Below are 1,309 nucleotides of genomic sequence, written 5' to 3' on the forward strand. Positions count from 1 at the left end.
GGAGACCTCGAAGAACCTCCCCATCTCGCCCGTTTCATGATTCAATCTTCCGGTGATTTGCGGGAGGCTGCAGATGCGGGGACAGGTTGGGTTCTGGGATATTGACGAGCGTTATGTACGGCTGAGCGAGGCCGGCGATCCGCTGGAGAAGCTGAACGCGCTGGTGCCGTGGGAGGTTTTCCGCAAGCCACTGGCCAAGGCACTGAAGCGGTCCGACGGCGCCAAGGGTGGTCGCCCGCCCTACGACCCGGTGATGATGTTCAGGATCATGATCCTGCAGGCGCTCTACGGCCTGTCGGACGACCAGGCCGAGTTCCAGATCCAGGATCGACTGTCGTTCATGCGCTTCCTCGGGCTGGGGCTCGGGGACCGCGTGCCGGACGCCAAGACGATCTGGCTGTTCCGCGAGCACCTCACGCAGGCGAAGGCGATCGAGAACCTGTTCGCCCGTTTCGACAAGCACCTCACCAAGGCCGGCTATCTCGCGATGGGCGGCCAGATCGTGGACGCGACGATCGTTGCGGCGCCAAAGCAACGCAACACCGACGCAGAGAAGGCGGACATCAAGGCGGGCAAGGTCCCGGACGCATGGAAGGGGAAGCCTGCCAAGCTGCGCCAGAAGGATCGCGATGCGCGCTGGACCGTGAAGTTCTCAAAGGCCAAAGTGGCTGAGGACGGAAAGGTCCAGCAGCGCGACATCGCCATTCCCGCCTTCGGCTACAAGAACCACGCCTCTATCGATCGCCGGCACGGCTTCATCCGCGGCTGGAATGTCACGAGCGCGTCAGCCTATGACGGGGCGCAGCTTCGCAATGTGCTCGACCGCGGCAACACCGGCTCGACGGTGTGGGCTGACACTGCATATCGATCGAAGAAGAATGAGGCGTGGCTGGAGAAGAGCGGCTACGTCTCCGACATCCACCACAGGAAGCCGAAGGGTCGGCCGATGAGCGAGGCGACGTCGCGCGCCAATGGTCGCCGCTCCAAGATCCGCGCCTTCGTTGAGCACGTCTTCGCGCAGCAGAAGTCCCGCATGGGACTGTTCGTGCGCACAATCGGAATGGCGCGGGCGAGGACGAAGATCGGCATGGCCAACCTCGCCTACAACCTCACCCGCTTCGTCTGGCAACAGGGGCGAACTGCGCCCGCATGACGGCGAAAGCGGCCGACATCGCTGCCGCTACGCCGAAAATCGGTGCCCCGCACCAACCCAGATGACCGATGCCGAAGCCGCAGCCACATGTCAGGCCGTGCAGAACTCAAATCGCGGCCCTACGGTCTACTAAATGCCGGTAGTTCGAAGTGTCCA

At 63.2% G+C, this 1,309-nt stretch carries 1 protein-coding gene; it reads left to right on the top strand.

Annotated features, from left to right (window positions below; all coding sequences use genetic code 11):
- The first annotated feature begins 73 nt into the window (after window positions 1-73).
- Window positions 74-1,153, top strand: a complete 1,080-nt coding sequence (locus tag GTK01_RS20885; protein ID WP_252929779.1) for an IS5 family transposase — start codon at window positions 74-76, stop codon at window positions 1,151-1,153.
- Window positions 1,154-1,309: the final 156 nt, after the last annotated feature.

Source organism: Aliihoeflea sp. 40Bstr573 (assembly GCF_024105655.1).
GTDB lineage: Bacteria > Pseudomonadota > Alphaproteobacteria > Rhizobiales > Rhizobiaceae > Aliihoeflea.